Source organism: Cupriavidus necator A5-1 (assembly GCF_000744095.1).
GTDB classification, from domain to species: Bacteria; Pseudomonadota; Gammaproteobacteria; order Burkholderiales; family Burkholderiaceae; genus Cupriavidus; species Cupriavidus necator_A.
In genome coordinates, this window is record NZ_JQLI01000001.1 from 1365126 (window position 1) to 1389641 (window position 24516).

Below are 24516 nucleotides of genomic sequence, written 5' to 3' on the forward strand. Positions count from 1 at the left end.
GACAGCGTGTTCGGATTACCAGCGCTTTCCTGGTAGCTTCAATTTGCAGCTCCTGCGCTGTAGCAGAGCGCTGCGTCGACCATGCCACGGCAGCTGACGTGGTGAATTGATGGATCAATGATGCACTTGCCTATGCCCGAAGCAGCCAATGATTGGCCCGTCGTGATCCACCCTAACGCGCTGGGCAAAGGATAGGCTAATGGATCTATCGTCGGTTGAGGCGTTTGTTCGGGTCGCAGAGGCGAAGAGCATTACTGAGGCAGCCCGGATGATGGGCCTATCAAACTCCGGAGTGAGTCGGGCCGTCAGCCGCCTCGAGGCCCAGACTGGCGTGGTGTTGCTGAATCGCACAACGAGAAAAGTCGGCATCACGGCGGAGGGCGAGGCTTTCTTTGAACGTTGTAGGAGAATCCTCGCAGACCTAAAAGACGCAAAGACCGAGCTGATAGAGTCGGCCAGCGGCCCTACTGGGAGACTGAGGATCACGGCACCTATTGGCTATGGCAGATCGGTGCTGATTCCGATGCTGACTCCGTTCAGGCGGCGCTATCCCAAGCTAGTTGTTGAAACAAACCTGTCAGACGCCGCGGTCGATGTCTTGGATGAAGGCTTCGATCTGGCGATCAGAGTTGGGGAGCTGATTCCTTCGAAGCTTGCGTCGTGCAGCCTCGGTGCCACACAATGGATTGCCTGCGCCAGCCCCGATTATCTTAGCGAACGTGGATTCCCCGAGGTTCCTGACGATCTACATGCCCACGACTGCGTCGCGTATTTTTCACCAAGCACCAGGCGCTTTCACGACTGGCACTTCTCGCTTGGCGACACGCCACGTGTTGTGAAGATCGGCGACATCGCGCGGAACGTTGTCGACCATTGCGATGCGCTCGTTGATGCAGCCCTGTCCGGCGCGGGCATCGTCTACCTACACGACTACGCTGTTCAGCGTCACATCGACAATGGCTCGCTTCTCCGGGTGCTCTCAGACTTCAAGACGCCACGACGGTCCATCCAGGCTCTCTATCCCATTGCCCGCGCTGTCACGCCCAAGATTCGAGCATTCATCGCACACGCTGTCGACAACCTGAGACCTTCGCCTTCGGCCCACCACGTCTCCGCGGCCTAGATCACCGGCCGCCCATCTGGTAGGCGGCTCCGTATTGGATCGATATCAGCCCGCCCCCGCCCGGTCCACTGCTAGCGGCAGACCCGCTATGCGGAATCGGCCGCCCAGATTTGACACTTACGCGGTAACTGGAACCAGCCCCTCGACCTTCTTTATCGCTCGCCCAACGGCCGGACGGCTTTGCACTGCATCGTACCAACGCCGAACGTTGTCGAAGTCATCCAGCGTCAGATCGGGAAACCCACGACGCCAGATCCAACCGAAATGAGCAATGTCGGCAATGGAAAACTCGTTTCCCGCCGCGTATTCGCGCTCTTCTAAAACCCCATCGAGCAGCCCCAGTTGCCGCTTCGCTTCTGTGACAAACCGGTCCACCGCATGAGGAATTTGCTCAGGCGCAAACTTCTGGAAGTAGCCGGCTTGTCCGAAGGACGGACTGAGACCCGACGCGTGCACAAACAACTGCTCAAACGTCCTAGCTCTGGCAGCCGGGTCACGAGAAAGGAGTTCCCCGTGCTTTTCCGCAAGGTAGACCAGAATGGCCGCCGATTCGCTCAAGACAAAGGCACGCTCCAGGTCCGCGATTACCGGCACTTTCCCATTGGGGTTGAGCGCGAGAAAGCTATCACGCTTCTGCTCACCTTGGCGTACGTTGACGGCGTGAAGTTCGTACGGCACCCCGAGCTCCTCCAAAGCGATAGGGACCTTGACGCTGTTAGGCGTAGAGAAAGCGTAGACCTCATACATGAGATGTTCCTCAGTTCATGTGCCGCATCCAACGGCGGCTGTGTTGGATTACAAGAATCAGAAAGTTGCGTGACTCGGCTGAAGAACGTGGTGCCGAGCCGCGTAGCGACGGTACGCCACGCGGCGGTCAATCAACCTCACCAGTGACCGCTAACCCGAGGGCCGGCTTAGCGAGGCATTCGTCGAGAACGCGCTTGTGCCAGTCGACCAGCGCCCGAAGCCGATCTTCGCGCAACCAGGCCGCTATGCTGGAACAAGATCCTCAGGCGCGGTAGACACCAGACACGAATAACAGCCATTCCCACGCGGAATATGTGTCACCCGAACCTTTTGGTGCCGAACGTCCCCACACCGTCCGGCCCGCTGCAAATCTGCCGGCCGTAGCCGCAACGCCCTCGCGATCAGCGACGGGAGCGCGGCCACAGGCGTACGACGAGCGCGGCCAATGCGCTACCGAGCGCCAGGGCCGACACGCCAACCCAGCCCGAACGGGCCAACAGCACGCTTCCCAAAGCGGCCCCCGACGACATGCCGGTGAACATTCCTACAAAAAGCACTGCATTGAGTCGGCTGCGCGCACCCGGGTCGATGCCGTAGATGATCGTCTGATGTGCAACGAGGGAAATCTGCGCACCGAGGTCGAATACGATCGCACAGATAGCTATTAATGCGAGCTGCGCAAATGGGGCCAGCAGGGGAGAAAAAAGCATCGCCCCGAATGCCGCCGCCGTCAATGTAGCCCCGAGCCGCGTGACAAGCTCGGGACCGCGCTTGTCCGAAAGGCGGCCAGCTAATGGCGCGGCGAGCGCCCCGGCGGCGCCAGCCAGTCCGTACGCGCCGGCACTAGTGCTGCTCAAATGAAACGGCGCAGCGTGGAGCATGACCGACAGCGTCGACCAGAATGCGCTAAACCCAAGCGACAGAAAGCCCTGTGCCAGCGTCGCGCGGCGCAAGTCGCCATACTGTCTCCACAGCTTGAACAGTGAGGCAAGCAGCGAGAGGTAAGACATCCGCGCGGTTGGGAGAAAGCGCGGCAACTTTCGCCAGCACGCTACTCCGATCAATGCAATGCTCGCCGCCGCCATGAAGAACATCGTACGCCAGCCGTGGTGCTCCGCCACGAAGCCACCAACCGCTCTTGACAGCAACATTCCTATCAGCAAACCTGTCATCACCGTACCCACCACTTTTCCACGATGCCTGTCGGGCGCAAGTGTCGCCGCGGCCGGCACCACGTCCTGTGCCATCGTCGCCGTGAAGCCAATGCAGGCGCTGGCAACGAGCAGCATGCCAATTCCCGGGGAGAGAGCTCCAAGCAGGAGTGCCACCGTCAGAGCCGTCGCCTTGAGAACGATGACGCGACGGCGATCAAATCGGTCTCCCAGCGGCGCAAGCAGCAAGATCCCCGCCGCATAGCCAAGTTGCAACAGCGTTGGCACGAGGCCGATCGTGCTGCCGGATGCCCCGATATCGTCGGCAAGCACACCAAGCAACCCCTGGCTGAAGTACAGCGACGCGACAGGCAATCCCGCCGCTGCCGCCAGCAGCATGACCGTCTTATTGGGTAGCGTCGTGTGGGGAGCTGGGGACTGGCTGTCCGTCGGACTCATGGTTCGCGTGGAAGGAGGCTTGGTGGTCGACATATTGATTGATGGTCAACTAAGGGAGTAGAACTAGGCGTCCCACTGCGCTTGCCGCAGTTGAGCCGGGCGTTGGCGCCAACCGCTTAGGAATCAATAAGGGGACTGCGCGAAAGCCCGTCTCGTTCGCCAAAGTGGTAGCTTGGAAAGTCTGATGACAGATCCGGTCGCCGCCAGCGCACGATTCACGAGCGCCCGAGAAGAGTCCTAGCACGCTGGCGGATCGACTCCCTTCGGGGAACGCCTCTATGCAGCAGCAAGCAGGTTGTCGGTGTGACGGCGGAGCGCTAGTGTCCTGTGCTCCGCCAGAACCTCCGAACACCAGTCAACAAACACGCGCGCTTTCGGGGGGATGTGCCCCTGCGGCAGGTACATGGCGGTCAGAGGTAGCGCCTCTTCATCCCAGCCCTGAAGTATCCTTCTGAGCTTATTTTCCTCCACTAGCGGCTCTACAAGCGCCAGGGGCAGACGTGCAATACCGTAACCCTCCAGGGCAAACGCTACCTGGACATCCAGGCTGTCGGTCGCCACCGCCGAGCCCTGGAACTGGTCGGCTTCCTGCCCCTCACTTGCAGCTCGCCTTTTACTCATGAAATCCGAGCGGTGTGCGATGTAGTTGATCGTGAGGTGATAAGACAGCTCATGCGGAGCGCAAGGCTCCCCGAAACGATCCAAATAATCGGGAGACGCGAAGTAGCCGGTCTCAAGTCGCCCAACGGGCTTCGCGACCAACGTGTCATCATGAGGTTCACCGACGCGCAGCATTACATCGACACCTTCCCGGCGAAGGTCGACATGACGTTCGCTTACAGAAAGCTCCACCTTCAGGTCAGGGTATTTCTGGAAGAACTCGCGTAACCTCTTTACCAGCAACGTCTTTGCAATCGCCGCCGTTGCGACTACCCGAAGGGTTCCGCTCGGCGCCAAGCCCTCCCGCGCAACAGAGCGCTCCGCGTCCTCCACATCCGCAAGAATCTTGGCGCAACGTGTGTAGTAACTCGCGCCTGCAGACGTAACATCGATACGCCGAGTCGAGCGATGCAAGAGCTTTGTGCCTAGCTCACCTTCCAAATGCTGGATCATCCTGGTCAAAGTGGCCTTGGGTATGTCGAGCGTTCCCGCAGCCACGGAAAAACTCCCGTGATCCACAATCCTCGTAAACGCTCTCATCGAAAGAAATTTGTCCATGGCGACCGGGACATGCTCAGGAGTCCTATCCGGAGTTCATCCTAGTGGCCGCCAGCTTCGCCTGGTAGTACCCGAATCAACATATGAGTTATTCCAACCGGGAATGATCACGGCGCGCGAAGAACCACAGCTGCTCGCGGGCATATCACGGGCCTCTTTGCCGATCAACACCTGAGGGGCTATTCCTCCAGCGCATGACAGTTATCACCGCGCCGGGTCTATCCATCGCGCATCAATTCTGGGACGATTCCTCGTAAAGGGCGCGACTCAGCGATAGACCCGATAGGAGAGCAATATGACATTGCAAGATAAGCTCGACGCTTTCAAAGCGGATTTTCGCGCTGGCAAAGCACCGTACTTCGCCCCTCCGGAGGTTCACGCGGTCATGGTTAAGGCGACAAATGAACTGATTGCTTCAGGGCTTGCGGAACGCGCTTTGAAAGCCGGAGATGTTGCGCCCGCGTTCGAACTGGAGGATGGGAATGGACAGATGGTGTCGTCCTCCAAGCTCCTCAAGGAAGGCCCCTTGGTAGTCTGCTTTTATCGCGGTGTGTGGTGCCCTTGCTGCAACATCGAGCTGCCCGCACTCGAAGAGGCGTTCCCCTCGTTCAAGGCCGAGGGAGCTAGTCTTGTTGCCATCTCTCCTCAGACACCAGCCAACAGCCGCAAATCTGCTCGGGACTGGAATATAAGCTTTCCGATACTATCCGACGCCCAAGGCAGGATCGCCGCGGCCTTCGGAGTCCGCCACGACTTGCCCTCTGAGTTGATCGAACTGTATTCGAGGCTCGCAATCAATCTACCGGCACTTAACAACGACTCGCGCTGGACCCTCCCGATGCCGGCGCGATACGTTATAAATCGAGATGGCAGGATTCTCTACTCGGAGATCAACCCGGACTACACGGTTCGCCCAGAACCCACAGACGTTTTGCCGGTCCTGCGGAGATCCCGCGCGAGCCCATAACGTGGGCACGGCGGCAAACTAGTCTCTCGCAGGCACTTGGCACCAATGGCTAAACTCCCGCATTGGGTCGCTCACGCGCCGTGACACTCGATTGACACGAACTCCTTTGCCTTTGCGCTCGGCATTCTTCCGGTGGGAAACAGGGCCCAAAGGTCCATGGGGGGTAGCTCCCAATCGTCGAGCACGCGTAACACCTCGCCACGCTCGATCTCCTCCGCGAACATCCACCTGGAGGCGACCGCTACGCCTAGGTCAGCGAGAACTGCAGCGCGTACCCCTTCTGCGGCAGTGACGCGGATGAGTCCCGAGACTTCGACAGAGGCCTCCGTGCTGCCGCGGCGGAATGTCCATGCTGCCCCGCCACCCTGCCTGTCATAGACTATCGCCTGATGGCCTGCTAGATCAGCAGGCTGCGCAGGAACGCCGGCGGTCTGAAAATAGCGCGGACTGCCAACTACGACTCGGTCGCTGCGCGCGATGCGCCGGGCGGTCATCGTTGAGTCGCCTAGGGCGCCCATTCTCAAGGCAACATCGATGCCGTTTGAGGTCAGGTCTAGATTGCCATCGTCAAGAAGAACGTCGATGGCGAGCTGCGGATGCCCAGACAGAAACTTCTTTAGATGTGGGATCACATGCATGCGCGCGAAAGTAACCGCAGCGCTCACGCGAATGCGCCCCGAGAGAGTTCCCCCCGATCCTTGAGCGGCTTGCTCTGCCTCAGCCGCAGCCTCTATCGATCGCTTGGCGTGCTCGTAGTAGCTCACCCCCGCCTCTGTCGGCGACAGCCCTCTAGTGGACCTCAGCAGCAGGCGTACACCCAGACGCTTTTCTAGCTGCGCCACGGCTTTCGAAATCGCCGGCTGCTTAATTTTAAGAACGCGCGCTGCGCCAGAGAACGACCCGGCTTCGATGACAGCGACCAGCGTTTCCATTGCGGTCATTTTGTCCATCATGCTTCCCAATGCCCTGTTGGTGGGACAGGCACAGAGCCCGGACCATCGCCTCAGACTATCGACTTTGTCACCCTGGCCGTCGCCACCAAGTTTCCTGCAGCTGTAGCGCCTGCATCGACAAATGCCAACGACCTTCCGTGCTTGACCACTCTGGCCTCAATTTCACATGTTTCGCCAAGGCCGATTGCGCGCATGACGGACGCGTGAAAGTCGTGCGTGACCGCGTGGTCCTCTTTGCCCATTGCCGGCAACAGTGCAAAAAGACATGTTGCCTCCATAGCGGCGTACAGCATGGCCGCATGTAGACTGCCCAACGCTAGGTGCTCTTGCTTCACGACGAAGCCCGTACGTGCCACCCCGCCCTTGCTGCCCTCCCACGCAAGCCCGATATAGACGTTCAATGGCAATGCCAAAACGATCGATATCCGTTGCTGCCAATCTGCGCTCTCGCTCATCACACTCACCCCTGCATGGCACATCTACTGGATCCGGTGAGGGAGGCTAAACCGCTGGCCGGTCGCCTTGGAAGTACGCATCTTGGACTAATTGTTATGCCCGAGCGGAATAACAGCTATGGCCCGCGTTCTGGGATTATGTTGGCCGCCTCAAACCGAGCATGAGTGTCGTTTACGCCACATTCATCGCAACGATCTGACGAAGATTCTCGCCTTCACCCGTCGCCCGCCCGGGCGGCGGTCGTAGAACAAAGGAAAGTTGGGTCTTCCGCAATTTGTGTGACGACGGCGAACTCGCCTGGAGGACCTTGCCGTCGTCTCCCCCGCCCCACTACCACCATTCTTCTGCTTGTTGACAAACGTGGGCGAGCCCGCCAGTCTCGTCCTGGCCGTACGAGCTCACCCGCCTGCGATGGCGACCGGACTAGCGGGTCGAGCAGGACAAGGCAGGCCGGGTTAGCTTGGCTTCAATACCTGCAGCCGCAGAAGCTCGATGTTCGCGCGGCCATACATCTGGCGCTTGAGGAACTTGAGCCGGTTGACGTGACCCTCGGTCTGGCCCTTGCTCCATGGCAGCCTGAAGGCCGCCCGCACAGCCGGTAAGTCGGCGCGCAGGCTTCGCGCGAACCTACGCATTTCCGCAGCGTCGCAGCGCGACAAACGCTTCAACCATCGATCGAACTGCCGCGGACTTCGCCGGTGCATGAGCCCGAGAAACTCCCGGGCGAGGCTGCGGACCTCGCCCACCACGGGTTCGATCTTGCACAGCGCCTGTACGAAGCGCTCATGGTCCGCGCTCCTGGGCTCCTCGACGGCGAGCTTCCTCCATCCGACGAGCCATCCGAACACGCGCCGGGCCGACGGGCACGGCATCGTGCGCACGGGTGCCTGGACAAGCGGTACCTTGCCCTGCGGAAAGAGGAGGCGGACCACGCAATTCTGCACGGCGGCGCGACTGCCCGTATAGCCTCGCTGCTTGAGTTCTTGCCAGATCAGTCTCGGACAGCGACAGCCCTGGGCGATTCGTTCCTCGATATAGCTGCGATAGGGATCCAAAGGCGTCGGACCCCGCGCCTTGGGTGCGCGCTCGGGGAAGGCCCCCGCGGTGATGAACTTGCGCACGGTTCGATGGTCGCTTGAGAGCTCGCGCCCGATTCCTTTCATCGTGCCGCCCTGGGCGCGTAGCGCCATCACCCGCTCGTACAGCGCCAGCCGCGTGGCGCGTCGCTGATCGCTCAGGCGCTGCCATGACCGCAGTGAGTTGCCGCTCAGCAACCCCTGCCGGCCCAGGGTCACGCCACCGACCTCGCCTTGCTGCGCGGCTTGGCGCAGTTGCGGCCCGAGTCGGTACAGCAACCTCTCGACGTTGTCGCGCAGGTTGCACAGCAGATGCCATCGATCGGAGACTTGCTTGGCTGCCGGCAGCGCGATGTCGACCGCCTCGGAGTAAGCCCCGGCCCAGTCCCTGGCGACGATCTCGATCGATGGGTGCGCCCGCATCCATGCGGCCACCGCAGTTGTTTCCCTGCCGGCGAACACTTCGATCGGCTCACGTCGCTCCAGGTCGACGATGATCGTGCCGTACTGGTGACCGCGCGCGATCGCCCAGTCATCGATGCCGACGACCCGCGGTTGTGGTTTGCGCTTGCGCCCTGGAGCTTTGCGCAACTCCCGCAGCACGGTGTCGGCACTGGTGCGCAAGCCCAAGGCGTTAGCGAGCCGGGCTGCCGCCTCACCACTTGGCTCATGGTAACGATCACCGTGGGGCCAGATCGGCCCGAAATCAAGCCCGCGACGCGGCCGTCACATAAATTGCGGGAGACCCAGAATTACTTCGTTCTACGACCGCCCTGGTACATAAATTTCCCAATTCCTGCGCTGACATCCGGCCATCCCTCAATAATTTGTCAGCAATCGGACGGGTCCTAGCGCGGCGGTCTTCATTCCATTCGCACGAAAAAAGAACGGCCGCCTCTGGGAAAACTCGGGCGGCCGCAAAACGAGCGTGAGCTCGGTGCCGATCCCATAAACTCGATAATCGCGACCAACAAATCGCGGCACAAAAGAGCTGACGCGAAATCCCGGTCCAGCCCTCAACCCACCGCTGCGCCTGCGCCCAAGCCAGCTCGGCCACGCGCGCAAAGCGTTCGCCCATGGCATGCGCGTCGGCATTGGAGGCCGTGCCGCGCGCAACTCTTCCCTTGATGCCATGCAGGATCGCGGCGAAGCGGAACATGTTGAAGGATGTAGAAATCGAGGTTCGGGATACCATCGCGGCCTGTACGCCTGCAATAGGCGTCGACATACGCAGCCTCATCCGGCAATCCCAAGGCTGCCAAGTCCCGCCCCGCGATGCCACCCAGGATGTCAGACGGCATGCGGAACATCATTAAATGATAGGCGAAGTCGGCAAGTGGATCACCGAGGGTAGACAGCTCCCAATCCAGCACCGCCAGCACCCGGGACTCGGAAGGATGAAAAATCATGTTGTCGGCCCGGAAGTCGCCATGGGCAATGGCAACCTCATCGGCGGCTGGCAGATGCCGAGGCAACCAGTTGGCGAGCAGATCCATCGAGGGATGCCGACCGGCCACTCCGTCGCTCAGGTACTGGGCCGACCAGCTTGCGACCTGGCGAGCCACGTAACCGCCAGGCTTGCCGTAATCGCTTAGCAGGCCGCTGAAGTACTCGCTGCAGACAGGGCAAAGCTTCCCCCTGCGCGACGCACATGCCTCGTATTTTTCATAATCCGGAAGCCGGGCGTCATTTCATCGATTTTCACGCGGTTTGATGCCCATTTTTGGCTTCCTTGCTCCCATTACAGGCCCTGCGGACGGACTTGTCCTAGCGATCGCATCCGCACGAGGTTGTAAGCGGCCATGCTAAGTACAAACATCTGGTCGACCTTCTTCAAGCCGCGCACCATCACCTGACGCATGCGCCCGACCGTCTTGACCCAGCCGAAGCCCTGTTCGATCAGCTTGCGCTTCTGCTGCGAGATGGCATAGCCGACGCTGCGGGCAATCTCATCGGGCACCGCCGAGCGTCGCCCTGAAGTGTTTTGCGCCACGTGCGGAGTCACCTTCATATCAAGGCAGGCTTGAACGAACTCCTCTGCGTCGTAGCCCTTGTCCGCGCCCACGGTAACTTCGACGCCCGGCTCGTTAGCGACCTGCCGGGCGTCGTTGAGCATGGCCTTCGCGGCCTCGCGCTCAGCATATCCGTCGGCTTGGGTCACCACCGCGCTTACCACCAGGCCGTGGCGGTTGTCGCTCAAGGTGTGACCCATATAGCGCAGCTCACTGGCGGTCTTGCCCTTGCGATAGAGCTTGGCGTCCGGATCAGTCTTGGACTGATGCGTCTCGTTGCTGCGCTTCTCTCCTTGGAAGCCGCCGGTGCCACCGCTGTCGCTGTCAGCGCCATCGCCGCCGTCCTTGCGTACGAAGCTCTTGTGGCCGGCCCAGGCCTTAATCATCGTGCCATCCACGCTGAAGTGCTCGCCCGACAGCAAGTTGCGCTTGTGCGCGATGGCCAGCACCTCGTTGAAGAACGTGATCACTGCATCGTGCTGGATCAGCCGTGCACGGTTCTTGGTGAACACCGTTGGCACCCAGACTGCGTCGTCCATCGACAGGCCGATGAACCATCGGAACAGCAAGTTGTACTGCGTTTGCTCCATCAGTTGGCGTTCAGACCGGATGCTATACAGAACCTGCAGCAGCATCGCGCGCAGCAGCTTCTCCGGCGCAATGCTCGGGCGTCCGCCCTTGATATCGGCTTCATACATGCTTGCGAACAGCCGATTCATCTTCGCCAAGGCCTGGTTGACCATGGTGCGGATCGGGCGCAACGGATGCGATTGCGGCACGAAATCTTCGAGTCGCCGCATGGTGAACAGGCTTTCGGTGAAGGTGTCGGCGCCGCGCATGAATCTCGGATGGAGTGGTGTCCGGTAATCAACGCTTTGGCACGCTACCGCGCTGACTTCGGGCTAGGTATTTCAGCAGCCTGCTTCTATGATGAGTCGGAAGGCAAGAATTTTTACGCAAATTGATCCAACTTCTTCCTTAATCTAGCTCGCGCTTACCACAGGCGTCTGTCGCTGTTGTTCACCAGTTTCAAAGTTCCCGGTCATCTTTACGTGAGACTTCGACGTCCCACCAACTTCTATCCGCTGGTATTTGCCCAGCCCAATCCTGCATGCGCGTTGCGCTAAGGCGACCTTGATGCGAGAAGCCCCATCTAGTAGTGTCGGTTGCGTTTGCAACCAGCAGGCTGCACGGGCTTGTCTACTTCGAACTGACTTGCGATATGACGGACAGGAGCAGCTAATGCGAGCGTTGCCGCCATGCCTTCAAACTGCTGCCACCTCGCCGGCTGAACGTTTTAATCCTGTGGTCTTGCTGTTTTTCAGAAGCGCTCCCTCGGGTAGGATTCCATGCGTCAGATAGCGCCACAGAGCGATGACCAGCCGTCGCGCCACCGCGACTATAGCGATGCGCTTGCCCCGCTTGTTCTGGCTATTGCCTTGGGTGCGCTGCACGTACCACTGCGCCATCGCACTGCCGGGCTGATAGCGTAACCAGAGCCACGCCATTTCAATAAGCAGAGAACGCACGCGCCGGTTGCCCTGCTTACTGATCCCCTGGTCGACCCGGCTCTGGCCGCTGTCGTACGGCTGCGGCGCCAAGCCGACACAGGCGCCCACCTGCCGGCGGTTGTCAAAGCTGCGCCAGAACAGCTCGAGCACCAGTCGTGTCGCGCCGACCGGGCCAACCGCCTTGAGCCGTTGCAGGTCGGCAATACGCTTTTGTGCGGGTTCCGGCAATTGCCTGACCAGGTCTTTTTCCAGTGCAGCGAGTTGCTGCTGGGCTAAGGCCAAGCGCTGACACTCCCGGGTCAGCCGCGCATGCAACTGCGCAGGGATTGCCGCGCCGTCGTAGCAGGAGATTTCTCCCTTTGCTAGCCGCTTTGCGATATCGCCTTCGACGTCTTGCCAGCAACCCACTGTTCGCAGCAGCTTGCGTATCCGGTCGCGGTGCTGTAGCGTTTCTTTTTGAAGTTCACCCCGGTCGCGCACCAGGTGCCGCTGGGCTTCGGTTTCAACGGCCGGTACGCGAATCACGTGCATGCGGTCATGTTCGCCGCGCAGCCAGGCGCGCAGGCACAACACCAGCTTGATCGCATCGAGTCGGTCGGTCTTGGCCCGCCGCGCGTGCCGCTCCACCGGGATGCTGGCGGGGTCGCAGATCACTACTTCGTATCCGAGCTTCGATAGCGCCCGCTCGATCCAGAAGCCGTCCTGACCAGCCTCGTACAACACGACGGTGCGCACGCCAGGGCCAATTCCCCATTTCGTCTTGATCTTCTCGATCGCTTGCATCGCTTCGTCCAGGCGGCATGCCGGAACTTTTGCAGCTACAGTCTGGATCGCAGGCTTCTCCCGTTTGCCGTCGTGCAGGGCGATTTTCCAGGTGTTGTTGGACAGCTCCAGGGCCACTGCCAATACATCTTCTGCGGGTATAGAATGATTGATACGGGTCGGTTGCATGACGTGCTCCAAGGTGAATGGGTCGCACCTTTACTTTAGGATCGCTTTGCGTGCGTTACCGACCCGTCTTCATTCATAGGATCTAGACCGATCGAAGCGGGATCAATCTTATGCAACCGGGCCAGCGTCGCGCTCATCGCGTCCATGTACGCCGCACGGTCATGCCGTGAAATATCGGAAAAGCTGGCATCCCAGAAGATCCGGCCTTCGATCATATCCATGACAAAGAACCAGCTGCCAATCACCGAATCGTCGGTGCAAAGCCCGTGAATATACGGCACCGGAAAATCCGCTTGACCGAGCGCCGCCATCACGCACGCTTCCCGCTCCACCGCATGGGCGCCCTTCAGCAAGGCGCCGCGCGGTTTGCGCCGCAGCACATAGCTGCGGCCAGGCGTGGTCAGGCGGTATGTGGGGTTAGACTGCCCGCCCTTGAACTGGTCGATCGTGAGCGGCCCCGCGTAGCCCGCCACATTCAGTTCCATCCAGCGCTCCAGGGCCGTCTGGTCGAACAGATGCTGCTCGCGCACCGGTACCGTGCCGGCGAAATCACGCCTGTTAGTCATGTTTGTCCTCGGCGTCGAAAGCGTTACGCTTCATCATCTTCGCTAGCGTCCATTTGTTAACTGCGATCGAGCCGTGATAGATTCGAAGGCATACGGCCGTTCCCGGCCATATGCCTGCACTCAGGATCTACACATCTTGCGTGCCGAGACCAGCGCCCTTATCTCAGAACTTGTGCCGAATCCCCAGCGCAACCCCGGTTTGGTTGGTTTTCCCCGGTGCGAGCGTCTGCAGCGAAGCGAAGTTGAGCGCAGAGTTTTTTGCGTAAGCGGCTACGCCATAGACGTCGGTGCGCTTGGATAACGAGTAGATTCCCTGCAACACGTACTGTTGCGGATTGGCCGGGTTGGCGACGCCTGCCTTCGACTTGATGTCGTCGTAGTAGTAGGCGAGCGTCAGCTGGAATGGCGTGGCGATCTGATAGCCGATGCCGGCCCAATACATATTGTCGCGCGACGAGGTAATACCGTTTGCGGCGACGTCCTTGCCCCAGCGGTAGCCGGCCGAGAGCCGGATCGGTCCCTGCGTGTAGGTGCCGGCCACTGCTGCCTTGCGCGACTTGGCGATGCCGGCGGCGGTATCGGGGCCATTGCCCTGGTCATAGATCGCCGAGACCGCAAACGGCCCCGACCCGTAGCTGACGCCGCCGCCCCAGGATGCGCTGGCCTGAATCGAGCCAGGCTGTTCGCCGAAAGCGTAGTGAGCCTGCGCCGTCAGCGCGCCGAGGGCGATGCGGTACTTGACCGAATTATCGACGCGCAAGGGCCCGAGCAGCACCGAGAACGGTTCGTAGGTCCCCGAGTAGTAGAGCGGCGTAAAGTTGGCCAGAATGTCAAAAAACGTCGTGTATTGCCTGCCAAACGTTAGGCGTCCATAGAGCGATTCCATGCCGACAAAGGATTGTCGGTTAAACAAGCGCGAGGTGTCGGCCATCGTACCGGTGTCGATATTGAAGCCGCTCTCCAGCACGAACAGGGCCTTCATGCCGCCACCCAGATCTTCCACGCCGCGCAAGCCCCAACGCGGGCCGGACAAGCCGGCAGAGGTGAGCTTGACCGCCGACTTGGCGCTGTTATCTCCCGCAATTGCAGAACGATTGTTGCTGCTGTACTCCAGATAGGTATCGGCCACGCCGTAAATCGTAACACTGGATTGCGCGAATACGACCTGCGCCGACATACCCGTTGCACCCATCGCCATAACCGATGCCAGAAACCGAACCCGTCCAATCTTGTTCAAAACACTCCTCCTTATCGATGTGATGCAGACCCTGCGGGAATTCCCCATTTCCCGGCGGCAACTTATTCTTCCTGCTGCCGGCTCATCAGGCAACAAATGGGCCGCCCTTTTCGAAGGCTCAGTCCAGCCGAATGTCGGCCGCCTTGATCAAGGCGGACCAGCGTGCCTGATCGGCGCGGACATCGGCGGCGAATTCCGGCTGCGGCTTGCCCCCGGGCTCGTAGCCCAGGTCGGCAAATTTCTTGACGACGTCCGGATTGCGCGTCACCGCCGAAATCTCGGTCTGCAAGCGCTTGACGACCTCCGGGGGCGTTCCCGCGGGTGCGAAGAAGGCGCCCCAGCCGAGCGCTTCGAAACCCGGCAAGCGAAGTTCCGACAGCGTGGGGACATCGGGCGTCAGGCGGCTTCGCTTGGTGCCAGAGGAGGCGATGATGCGCACCTTCCCGGATGCGACATAGGGACGCACAGACGGATAATCGGTCCACATCGCGGCGACCTCCCCGTTCGCCAGCGCTTGCACCGCGGCACTCCCACCTTTGTAGGGAACGTGGAGCATGCCGGCACTTAGCGCCTGGTTCAATGCGTGGCCGTACAAGTGCGACGACGAGGCGTTGCCGAACGAGGAGTATTCCCACTTTTTGGTGGTGGCTTTCGCCTCGCTGGTGAATGCTGCGAAATCGGTGGCCTTTACGCGGCTGGTGCTGACTGCCAGCCACAGCGGCGCGCTAACCAGGGTGGTCACGGGAACGAAATCGCGCAGCGGGTCATACGGGATCTTCGGCATCGCGCTGGCAGTCTGCAGCAGGATCGGAATCGTGAACAGTAACGTATAGCCGTCAGGCTGGGCCTTGGCGACATAGTCGCTGCCGATCACGCCGCTTGCGCCGGGCCGGTTGTCGACCACAATGGCCTGCTTCATATTGACCTGCAGCGCCGAACCGGCGATGCGCGCGACCACATCGGTACCGCCACCGGCGGGGAACGGCACCACGACCCGCACGGGCTTGTCGGGGTACGACTGGGCCGCAACCGGGCCACACAGCAGAACCAGCATCGCCATCAGGGCGCGCCGGCGGGGGAATGAAATCCACGTCATTGGATCACCTCGACAAATTCGGAAGTAAAAAGGGGGCTCTGCGCGTACGCGCAGTGGCAAATGTCACAGCATTGTTGCAACTGAACGGCCCTATCGGGCCGGCTGCGGCAGATCAGTCCGGTTGAATCCCGGCCTTTCCAATCAGCTCGGCCCAGCGCACTTTTTCGGCGCCGACTCCCCTGGCGAACGATTCCTGGGACTGGCCGCCGGGCATGTAGCCGAGGCCGCCGAGGCGTGATACGACATCGGGCTGATGGAGAACCTTCACTGTCGCCGCGTGCAGCTTGCGGACGATCTCGGGCGAGGTCTTGCTGGGGACGAACAGTCCGGCCCACGTCGGCAGATCGAAGCCCGGATAGCCTTGCTCAGCCAGCGTCGGCACCTCGGGCGTCAACGGCGACCGCTTGCCGCCAGTGACCGCCAGAAGGCGGATCTTGGCCGATGCCAGTTGCGGCTTCAGCGTGACGATATCCAGGATCGTGAGTGACACCTCGCCCGCGACCAGCGCCACGCTCGCCGGGGCAGAGCCCTTGTAGGGCACGTGGATCATGTCTAGCCCGGCCACTGCGTTGAACTGCGAGCCGAGCACATGTGCCGAGGAGCCGTTGCCGAGGGAGGCGAAGCTATGCTTGGCCGGATGCGCCTTGACGTCCGCCACGAACTCCTTGACGGTGCGCGCCGAGGTCCTCGAGGTACTGACCGCCACCCATAGCGGCGACGTGACCACGTCAACGACCGGCGTCAGGTCGGCGATCGGGTCGAATGGCAGCTTCTTGAACAGCGATGGCGTCTGCACCAGCAGCGGCACCGTCAGCAGGATCGTATTGCCATCCGGCGCCGACTTGGCCACCACGTCAGTGGCAATCGTGGCGCTGCCCCCCGGCCGGTTTTCGACGATGACGGTCTGGCCCAGCTCGATGGAGAGCTTCTCCGCCAGCAGGCGCCCCAGCACATCGCCTCCTCCGCCGGGCGCGAAGGGGACGACGATCCGCGCCACCGGCTTCGACTGGGCCCACACGGGATTGCCGAGCCAAGCGAGGCACGCGGCCTGAGCAGCGAACGCGAGGAACGATCGGCGGGTTTTTGTGGACATACGCTTTGTCTCCTGTAGACGGCTGTCATGGCCGCCTTTCTTATGGTCCGGCATGGTGGGACCTGCAGCGCCAGCTTTCCTTCATAGCCGAATTAGAGCGCACAACGCAGGCAGCAAAAAACAGAATCGAAAGAACGGCTCACACTGTGGGATTTCCCTGGTCGGCGCGGAAAGCATCGGACTTCAAGGGCATTCCGCGCCACCCTGCTCCGCTCGCCCTCAAAATCATGGCGTCGGCGCGGGGCCAGGCGTGGCGTTCACAGCGGACTCACCAGATGTCCGCCATCCACTGCCAGCGTCGTCCCGGTCATTGCTGCGCCAGCATCCGATGCCAGCAGCAGAAGCGGCCCGTCCAGGTCAGTCAGCTGACAGAAACGCCGGCTTGGAATGCGCATGCGCAGCTTCTCTCCGGCGTCGCTGCGCAGGAAATCTTCATTCATCTCGGTCATCACGTACCCCGGCAATAGCGCATTGACCCGGGTCCGGTGCCGCGCCAGTTCGAGCGCCAGTGCCTTGGTCGCCTGGATCACGCCAGCCTTTGAGATGGCATATGGTGCAACGCCGGCCGTCACCCTGGCGCCAAGAATCGAGGCGATATTAACAATGCTGCCGCCGCCGGCATTCGTCATGCGCCGCCCGGCTTCGCAGGCGACCAGCCAGCACCCTTTCAAATTAGTGTCGACCACCGCATCGAAATCCGCCTCGGTCTGCTCTAGCGCCGGCCCGGTCAGCGCGACCCCGGCATTGTTGACGACCACCTGCGGAGTACCCCACGGTATCGCGTCGAAGCAGGCCTGGATGCTTTTCTCGTCGGTCACATCGAGCGCCAATGCGCACGCCGTTCCGCCCGCCTGCGAGATCACTTCGACGATCGGTTGCAGCTTGTCCACGCGACGCGCGGCGAGCGCGACACGCGCGCCGGCCTCCGCCAGCACAGATGCAAAGTGCTTGCCGAGTCCGCTCGATGCGCCGGTGACCAGCACCACGCGCCCATCCAGCCGGAAGCGCTGCGATGGCGCCACGGCTGCAGCGCTGTGTGTGTCCTGCAATTCACTGTTCATGTTGTCGCCCGACTCTTTTGCCGAGCGGAACAGCAGTCCGCTCGATCCGATTGATGTCAGCCAAAGTTAGCCTGCCTCTTCTGTAGCATCGCCGTCACGCCTTCGGCGAAGTCCGCGCTCGCGGCACATAGCGCGAAGCTTTCGGCCTCGGCGCGTAGCTGGGCCGTCAGATCGCGCTGGCTGGCATCGAGCAGCAAGCGCCGCGTCAGCGCCAGGGCGAGCGGCGGGCCGGCCGCCAAGCGACGCGCGATCGCCTCGGCCTCAGCCATCAGCTCCGCCGGTGCCACCACGCGGTTGACGAGGCCGGCAGCGCATGCGTCTGGCGCGGAAAGAGGCTCGCACAACAGCGCAAGTTCCAGCGCTCGGCGCAGCCCCACGGCGCGCGGCAGGCGCCAGGTCGTGCCGCACTCGGGACTCGCCCCGACCAGCGCGGCGGCCACATTGAAACGCGTATCGTCCGCGGCGACGATCAGATCCGCGGCCAGCATCACGCCAATGGCACCGCCCGCTATCGCGCCGTGCACGGCGGCCACCTTCGGGAATTCGAGGCGCTCCAGCACGGCAAGCGCGCCGTGCATTTCGTCGACGATCTCGGCGGCGCTGTCAATCGCCGAGGTCATCGCCTGCAGATCGCCGCCGGACAGGAAGGCCCGCCCTTCGCCGCTCAGAATCAGTGCGCGCACATCGGTGGCGGCGGCGAATTCTTCGCAGGCAAGGCGGAAGGCCCGTGCCAGTGCAAGGTCGACGGCGTTGCGTGCCGCCGGCCGGTTGAAGCGAATATGCGCAAGGCTTCCGTCCCGCCATGCCAGCACCGGCATCGCGGCGTTCGTATCGGCACGCAGATCAGCAAGCGGCTTCACGCTTGCCCCTCCCTCTCGACCACAAAGCTGGCCACGGTGGCACACGACCCGCCGATATTCAGTGTCTGAAGCCGTCTTGCGCCTTCGATTTGCGCCTCCCCTGCCCTGCCGGTCACCTGGCGCGCGGCATCCAACAACATGCGTGCGCCGGTGGCGCCCACCGGGTGCCCACATCCGATCAGGCCGCCGCTCATATTGACCGGGCACCGACCGCCCGGTTCGATGCTGCCGTCTTCCACGGCTTGCCAGCTTTGCCCCGGCGGCGTCAGGCCGAGGTGATCCAGCGCCACGTACTCGGTAGTGGTGAAGCAATCATGGGTCTCGACCCCGTCGATCGCCTCAATACCCGTCACATTGGCCCGTCGCCAGGCGTCCTCGATGGCGTGGCGCAGGTGCGGGAATACATAGGCCTGATCACGGCTGCGCTCCAACTTGTCCCGCAAGCGCAGGCCGGCGGTGCGGTGTCCCCAGCCTGCGATACGCGGCAGCTGGTCGACCGATGTGCCGCGCCGGCGCGCATACTCCTGCGCGAAACGCGGCGAGGCCAGTACAATGCCGCAGCCGCCGTCGGTCACCTGGCCGCAGTCCTGGCGGCGCGTGCCCGGCTCGATCAGCGGGTTGGCTTCGTCGTTGTCGGTGAAGCTGTCCGCATTGAACTGCCAGTTGCGGGTCTGCGCCAACGGATTGCGGCGGGCATTGCCGTAGTTGATCTCGGCGATCCGGTTCAGGTATTTACGGTCCAGGCCGAAGCGGCGCTCATATTCCTGCGCGATGCGCCCGAAAGCCGCAGGCCACATGAAGGTGCAATCGATATCTTCGCGGCCTTGCCACGCGGCGGAATTCTGATTCTTCGAGGCCTCGTGGCCCGAGATGTTCTTGAACTCCTCGGCGCCCAGCACCAGCACGCAGTCGTAGCGTCCGGCTTCGAGCTCCGCCATCGCCGTCAGCACTGCCAGCGACGACGACGCGCAGGCGCCCTCATGGCGCATGGCAGGTATGCCCCACAGTTCAGGCACCACCTGCGCCACCATCGCGCCGAGGTGCGCCTGCTGGCGTTGCAGCTCACCGAACGCATTGCCGACGTGGATGCTCTCGATCTGCGCTGCATCGAGCGCGCAGGCGTCGAGGGTGCCGAGCGTGGTGTCGCGGATGATGTCGGAGATGTCCTGTCCGTGGCGGGACCAGACCTTGGCGAAGTCGGTCTGGTAGCCGCCGAGGATATATGCGGATTGGCTCATGTCAATGGCTCGGTTGGGGGTTCACAGCAAGCCAGCCCAATCGGACTGGATGTCCCTTGCGTCGGCCCAGCACGCATGCGTGCCGCTGCTGATGCGATGGGGTAGGAAAATGCGCGCGACCGGCCCTGCGGCGAGTTCGCGGGCGTCCAGCACTAGGCATTCGGAACGGTCGGTGTTCATGTCGGTGACGAAGCTGACCACATAGCCATCGTCCTCGCCCTGCGCGTCGTGGCACGGCGCCATCGGCGATTCGCTGCCGAAACGGCCCTCGCCGAACAGGTACTGTTGCGACTCGCCCGTGGTATGGTCATAGCGTAGGATGCCGTCGAACAGGAACGCTCCGGGGTGCGCAAGCATGTTGTACGAGTAGCGGTACGGCTTGCCCCAGTACTCCATGTTGACCATGCCGAATTCGAGATAGCGCTCGTCCAGGCGGCGTTCGCGCGTAGCGCCGGTGCGCAGGTTGAAGCGCCATTCGTAGAGCGTGGGGCCATACCGGTCCGGCCCCATGGTGTTGCCGGTGTTGTCGTAGCCGGCCTTCGGCATGGGCGTCTTCTGGTGATAGCCGTGCAGCACCACCTCGTCGCCGTCTTCCCACGCATTGAGCCAATGCAGCACGTAGGTCGGACTTGCCTCGAACCAGCGGATCTGCGCCAATGCGGCCCTGCGGCGCGGCACGATGGCGAAGCGCGACGGTTTGTCGGGGTAGTAGCTGAGCTTGTGCTTTCCTTGCAGCAGGAGGTTTTCGTCCCAATGCAGCGGAAAGTCGTTCAGGATGGCGAAATGTTCGGTGAACGCCATGTCGTGCGGAAGCCGTGGGCCCGGCAGCGGCACCGGCACGTAGTGCACCAGCCGGTTTTGCCGGTCGACCTCGCCGTAATGCATGTACGGAGCGTCCTTGCTGTAGTTGAAGAAGAGCAGATCGCCGGTGCAAGGATCGACCTTGGCATGGGCGGAGAGGCCGCAGTCCCGCAACACGTCGGCGCCCCAGGCATCGACCCCCTCCAATTCCAGGGTACGTGCATCCAACCGGTATGGTTCGCCGCATTGATAGAACATCGCGAGGGCTTTTCCGGCATGGACGATGACGTCGGTCGCGGCGCTGTCGCGCAGCCCGCCGCGCGCGCCCCAGCCCGGCAGCTCCGACAAGCTCGGCTTGTCGATCAGGCCGGCATACAGCGCCCGCCCGGCTTGTTGCTCCTGCTGGAACGCCTTGGTGCGGATGAAGCGGTTGCGGTACTCGCAGCGACCGTTTTGAAAGCTCATCAGGTGCAACATCGCGTCGCCATCGAACGGATGGAACTTGCCGAGCGGCTGGTGCACGGGGTTCTGCGTGTTGCGCAGATAGACGCCATTGAGGCGTGCCGGGATCGTCCCTTCGACCTCCAGGTCAACGGCATTGACTTCGCGATAGTTTGGGGTGAACGGCCCCGCAGTGTAGGGATGCCCTTCGAGCGCCAGCGTAGGGTGGATTTCTCCGACGACTTCGACATGCATGGTTGACTCGCTATATGAAATTTGATCGATGCGGGCGATTCAGTGCTACCCCTGCACCGCCGTACTCGTGTTCTGACTTACGCTCGCCAGCAACTGGCGCAACTCCCGCTTGAGCACCTTGCCGACCGGGTTGCGGGGGAGCTCGGCCATGATCAGCAGTTGCTCCGGCAGCTTGAAGGCTGCGACACCTTCCGCGCGCAAATGCGCCACCAGCGCAGGCAACGTGACGGTGGCGTCTGGTTGCGGCACTACTACCGCGCAGACCCGCTCGCCCAGTGTCAGATCGGGGCTGCCGATTACCGCCACCTCCCGGACATCGGGGTGGCCGAGCAGCAGGTTCTCGACTTCCTCCGACGAAATATTCATGCCACCGCGGATCACGATGTCCTTGTGGCGCCCTGCGAAGCGATAGAACTGATGACGATTCCCAGCGATTTCGAACAGGTCTCCGGTGCGGTAGTAGCCTTGCTCGTCGAACGCGCACGCCGACAGCTCCGGGGCGTTAAAATAGCCGCTGAAGATCGCTGGTCCCTGAAAGCGGAGTTCGCCGACGTGGCCCGGCCCATCGATCTCCGCGCCGGTATCGGGATCGACGAGGCGGGTGCGGATACGCTTTGCATTGGAGTGCGACCAGGTGTAACCGGGTACTCCCATGCGCGGAAAGTACAGCGCGCGCTGGCTGCGGTCGGGGATGTCCTCCGGCGTCGACGACAGTGCCGCGCCTTCATTCGAGCCGAAGTAATTGACGATTTCGACGTTGAAGCGCTGCGCGAACTGCGCCACCAGCCAGTCCGCCAGCGGGCCGCCGCCCGAACCGATGCGCTTCAGGCGCTGCAGGTCGACTTCGCTGAGACGTTCCGGCTCCTTGAGCAGCCGGCTCAGCACAGCCGGGGCCGCCACCGTATAGTCGATCAGGCTGGTTCGCAACTGCGTAAGGAATACCTCGATGTCGAACGGGTGGTGATGATGCAAGCCGCCGCCGATCAGCAGCCACGCCACGAGGCTGGTCGAGACTCCCGCCATGTTGACGAAGGGGAAAGGAATCAGGAGCTGGTTGCCGGGCTGCAGGCGGCCGGCCTCCACTACCGACTGACCGACCACCAGCCACTCATTGTGGTTGCGCGGCACCCCCTTGGAGCGGGCTTCGGTGCCGGAAGTCCAGCAGATGGTGAAGACGTCATGCGCCGTCAGGCCAATCGCCTCCATGTGCGCGCATAGCGCCGCCGCGTTCCACCCAGTGGTGGCCGCTAGCGCGGCGTCAAGGTCGCCGATAGCAGGTGGCAAGGCTTCGCCCGAATCGTCCCGATAGGACCAGACTTGCTCCAGCGCGACGCATTGCGTCATGTAGGCGGACCACTGCTCGGCCGCTTGAAAGGAACCGACGCGCTGCGTCGTGATGGCGAACCTGGCGCTGGTGGTGCTCAGCACATGGGACAGCTCATGCCCGCGGTACTGCATCGGCACAGGCGACACGATGACGCCGGAGATGGCACAAGCAATGTATAGCGCGTGCAGCTCAACGCAATTCGGCAGCTGCAGCACAATGATGTCGTCCTTGCGCAAACCTTGCCGGTGCAGCCAGGCGGTGTAGCGGCCGACTTGCTCGAGCAGTTCGCCCCACGTCCACTGTTGCGCCGCCTTGCCCCACAGCTCAGACCGGTTAGGTGGGTCGGCGACTGCGAAGGCGGTGGGCTGCCGCACCGCGGTCTCGACGAACATTGCGCCAAGAGTCCGCTCGCCCCACCATCCGCGCGCGACATAGTCTTCGATTTTGTCCCTGGATACCAAGATCATGATTTACTTCCAACGATTGAGCGTCGCTTGACTGACAAAGGTGGCGTGAAAACCGTTGGGGACGCGGCGTGGCAAGAGCACGCGCGCAACCGGTCCTTGGGCGAGGTTCGCGCCCCTGCAATCAAACACCTGAATTTCCGAGCGGGCGTCAACGGGGTTCCAGACAAAGCAGACCAAGTAGCCGTCGTCTTCGGCCATGCTGTTGTCGCGCGGCGCGAAGCCGGGCTCGTTGTAGAAATGGCGCGGGCCGGCGCTGTATGCGACATAGCCGCCGGTATCGAGGTCATACTTGACCAGCCCCGGGAAGCGGGGCTTTTCGTGGCCGCCATGCGGAAACACTACGTTGTACGACCAGCGATTCCTGCGCCCCTGGTACATGCTGTTGATGACGGGGAATTCCGTGTTGAGCACGTCGTCGATCGGGTTTTCGCGCGTCTCGCCTGTCTTTAGATTGAAGCGCCACTGGTAGAGCAGGAAGTCGCGCTGTCGCAAATGGATGGTCCGCTCCAGCCTGCGCGCGTCCGGCTGACCGTCGGGGCCTGCGTGGATCCGGTACGGCGTGCCGATCATCACGATCTCGTCGCCTTCTTCCCATGCATTGACAACGTGCAACATGTACGTTGGCTTGGAGTTGAACCAGCGAATCTCATCTGCGTGGCCATGGCGCGGAATCACTGCAAAGCGCGACGGCTGGCTGACATCGAAGCGCAGCTTGTAGCGGCCCGCGAGCAACGCCTCGGCATCCGGCCGCAACGGGAAGTCGTGCAAAATGCTGTAGTGCTCGGTGATGGCCATGTCGTGCGGAAGACTTGGCGCGTCGAGCGGGATTTCGGTGCGATGCACGACCTTTCGATCCGGTCCGATCACGCCGTATTCCATAAACGGCCGCGTCAAGCCATAGTCGAAGAACATCAGCTCGCCGGTGTGCTCGTCCGGTTTGGAATGCGCCGAGATCCGTGTAACGGCCCCGCTGAAATCAGCGGGACCAAAGGTCTGCAGACTGTCGGGATCGACCGCGTACGGCATACCAGAGCGATACCACATGGTAATCAGCCGGCCCGCGTGGTACTTCACATCGGTGTTGGAGGTGTTCTTGAGCGGCTCGTCGGGTCGGTTCGCGCGCAGCGGTTCCTTGAGTCCCTTCCACAGCGCGCGCCCCGCTGCCTTCTCTTCCTGCAGCGCGCTGGTGGCGATCCATCGGTTGCGGTAGCTCACCTTGCCGTTGCGGAAGCGCACCGCATGCAGCATGCCGTCGCCGTCATAGGCGTGGTAGCGCCAGTCAGGTGGAAAGTAGTTGTTCGGTCCGTTGCGCACATACAGGCCATTCAGATCCGCCGGCACGCAGCCGATCACGGGCAACTCGTCAAAGGAGTCTTCCCGCTGAATGCCTGCGTTGTTGCCGCTCAGGGCGGGATTGTCGAGGATGGGCAGGTCGTCGACTTGCATATGA

20 protein-coding genes and 1 pseudogene are annotated in these 24516 nt (G+C 61.9%); 2 read left to right on the top strand and 19 right to left on the bottom strand.

What is annotated here, in order from left to right:
• Positions 1–199 precede the first annotated feature (199 nt).
• Positions 200–1123, top strand: a complete 924-nt coding sequence (locus tag K307_RS05985; protein ID WP_051974696.1) for a LysR family transcriptional regulator — start codon at positions 200–202, stop codon at positions 1121–1123.
• Between the two features lie 117 nt (positions 1124–1240).
• Here the strand turns inward: K307_RS05985 and K307_RS05990 are convergent, their stop codons facing one another.
• The 3 genes from K307_RS05990 to K307_RS06000 all read right to left on the bottom strand — a co-directional run bounded on the left by K307_RS05990 (position 1241) and on the right by K307_RS06000 (position 4698).
• Entirely contained in the window at positions 1241–1870 is a 630-nt protein-coding gene (locus K307_RS05990; protein WP_042876951.1) for a glutathione S-transferase family protein, read from the bottom strand.
• A gap of 401 nt (positions 1871–2271) precedes the next feature.
• Entirely contained in the window at positions 2272–3480 is a 1209-nt protein-coding gene (locus K307_RS05995) for an MFS transporter (protein WP_051974697.1), read from the bottom strand.
• 276 nt (positions 3481–3756) lie between these two features.
• Positions 3757–4698 carry a LysR family transcriptional regulator gene (locus tag K307_RS06000; protein WP_042876955.1) on the bottom strand — a complete coding sequence of 314 codons (942 nt, stop codon included), beginning with the start codon at positions 4696–4698 and terminating at the stop codon, positions 3757–3759.
• 295 nt (positions 4699–4993) lie between these two features.
• Between K307_RS06000 and K307_RS06005 the strand changes: the two genes are divergently transcribed.
• A complete protein-coding gene (locus K307_RS06005; protein WP_042876956.1) occupies positions 4994–5665 on the top strand; it encodes a peroxiredoxin-like family protein in 672 nt (223 codons plus the stop codon).
• Positions 5666–5736: 71 nt separating this feature from the next.
• Here K307_RS06005 and K307_RS06010 read toward each other — a convergent pair whose 3' ends face one another.
• The 16 genes and pseudogenes from K307_RS06010 to K307_RS06090 all read right to left on the bottom strand — a co-directional run bounded on the left by K307_RS06010 (position 5737) and on the right by K307_RS06090 (position 24512).
• Positions 5737–6615 carry a LysR family transcriptional regulator gene (locus K307_RS06010; RefSeq protein WP_042881468.1) on the bottom strand — a complete coding sequence of 293 codons (879 nt, stop codon included), beginning with the start codon at positions 6613–6615 and terminating at the stop codon, positions 5737–5739.
• Positions 6616–6668: 53 nt separating this feature from the next.
• A complete protein-coding gene (locus tag K307_RS44250; protein WP_051974698.1) occupies positions 6669–7073 on the bottom strand; it encodes a PaaI family thioesterase in 405 nt (134 codons plus the stop codon).
• A 456-nt stretch (positions 7074–7529) separates the two neighbouring features.
• Positions 7530–8822: pseudogene (locus tag K307_RS06020) on the bottom strand (ISL3 family transposase); the annotation flags it as partial.
• A 344-nt stretch (positions 8823–9166) separates the two neighbouring features.
• The gene (locus K307_RS45725; RefSeq protein WP_230625529.1) at positions 9167–9715 is read right to left on the bottom strand and encodes a phosphotransferase family protein; all 549 of its coding nucleotides are present in this window, start codon (positions 9713–9715) and stop codon (positions 9167–9169) included.
• 176 nt (positions 9716–9891) lie between these two features.
• Positions 9892–11001 (bottom strand): IS5 family transposase, encoded by a 1110-nt coding sequence (locus K307_RS06035; protein ID WP_042876962.1) that lies wholly within the window; start codon positions 10999–11001, stop codon positions 9892–9894.
• A 426-nt stretch (positions 11002–11427) separates the two neighbouring features.
• Entirely contained in the window at positions 11428–12624 is a 1197-nt protein-coding gene (locus tag K307_RS06040; protein WP_051974576.1) for an IS110 family transposase, read from the bottom strand.
• 35 nt (positions 12625–12659) lie between these two features.
• The gene (locus K307_RS06045; RefSeq protein ID WP_230625531.1) at positions 12660–13190 is read right to left on the bottom strand and encodes a phosphotransferase family protein; all 531 of its coding nucleotides are present in this window, start codon (positions 13188–13190) and stop codon (positions 12660–12662) included.
• 163 nt (positions 13191–13353) lie between these two features.
• Positions 13354–14427 carry a porin gene (locus tag K307_RS06050; RefSeq protein ID WP_051974700.1) on the bottom strand — a complete coding sequence of 358 codons (1074 nt, stop codon included), beginning with the start codon at positions 14425–14427 and terminating at the stop codon, positions 13354–13356.
• Positions 14428–14545: 118 nt separating this feature from the next.
• On the bottom strand, positions 14546–15523 hold the full coding sequence (locus tag K307_RS06055) for a Bug family tripartite tricarboxylate transporter substrate binding protein (RefSeq protein ID WP_042876966.1): 978 nt from the start codon (positions 15521–15523) through the stop codon (positions 14546–14548).
• A gap of 112 nt (positions 15524–15635) precedes the next feature.
• Positions 15636–16670, bottom strand: coding sequence for a Bug family tripartite tricarboxylate transporter substrate binding protein (locus K307_RS06060; RefSeq protein ID WP_230625532.1), 1035 nt, complete (start codon positions 16668–16670; stop codon positions 15636–15638).
• 203 nt (positions 16671–16873) lie between these two features.
• Entirely contained in the window at positions 16874–17677 is an 804-nt protein-coding gene (locus K307_RS06065) for an SDR family NAD(P)-dependent oxidoreductase (protein WP_051974702.1), read from the bottom strand.
• Between the two features lie 56 nt (positions 17678–17733).
• Positions 17734–18495, bottom strand: a complete 762-nt coding sequence (locus K307_RS06070) for an enoyl-CoA hydratase/isomerase family protein (protein ID WP_042881477.1) — start codon at positions 18493–18495, stop codon at positions 17734–17736.
• Positions 18496–18533: 38 nt separating this feature from the next.
• Positions 18534–19775 carry an acetyl-CoA acetyltransferase gene (locus K307_RS06075; protein ID WP_042876970.1) on the bottom strand — a complete coding sequence of 414 codons (1242 nt, stop codon included), beginning with the start codon at positions 19773–19775 and terminating at the stop codon, positions 18534–18536.
• Positions 19776–19796: 21 nt separating this feature from the next.
• The gene (locus K307_RS06080; protein ID WP_042876971.1) at positions 19797–21272 is read right to left on the bottom strand and encodes a carotenoid oxygenase family protein; all 1476 of its coding nucleotides are present in this window, start codon (positions 21270–21272) and stop codon (positions 19797–19799) included.
• A 45-nt stretch (positions 21273–21317) separates the two neighbouring features.
• The gene (locus tag K307_RS06085; protein WP_042876973.1) at positions 21318–23066 is read right to left on the bottom strand and encodes a class I adenylate-forming enzyme family protein; all 1749 of its coding nucleotides are present in this window, start codon (positions 23064–23066) and stop codon (positions 21318–21320) included.
• 3 nt (positions 23067–23069) lie between these two features.
• A complete protein-coding gene (locus K307_RS06090) occupies positions 23070–24512 on the bottom strand; it encodes a carotenoid oxygenase family protein (RefSeq protein ID WP_042876976.1) in 1443 nt (480 codons plus the stop codon).
• Positions 24513–24516 lie beyond the last annotated feature (4 nt).